We start from the raw sequence: 268 nt of genomic DNA, 5'->3' as shown, positions 1-268 counted from the left end.
CATTTCTGCGTGTCCTGTAGGATCATGTGGGTTTTTTATATAATTACCAGCGCGTGCAATGATTGTTGCTTCGCGTATTATGACTGCTCCTACAGGGACTTCGTCTTTTTTTTCTGCCAATTGCGCTTCTAAAAGAGCTATTTCCATGGGAGTCAAAATCATAGTATTTTTTCTACTGAAACCTAAAGAGCCAGAATCCTCTTTCTTATAGAGAGATGCTTGTAAAATGAGTAAGCTATTATTGTGCACAGAGAACACTATTGCTTTT

1 protein-coding gene is annotated in these 268 nt (G+C 38.1%); it reads right to left on the bottom strand.

All coding sequences use genetic code 11. The features are described 5' to 3' along the window. Positions 1 to 249, bottom strand: a 249-nt coding sequence (locus ACFIJL_RS09805; protein ID WP_375624544.1) for a deaminase, incomplete at its 3' end; no start/stop codon positions are given. Between the last annotated feature and the right edge of the window lie 19 nt (positions 250 to 268).

The organism is Bartonella sp. TT119HLJHH (assembly GCF_042193385.1).
GTDB lineage: Bacteria > Pseudomonadota > Alphaproteobacteria > Rhizobiales > Rhizobiaceae > Bartonella.
The sequence above is the reverse complement of the archived record's forward strand: the minus strand, read 5'-3'. Positions and strand labels throughout refer to the sequence as shown.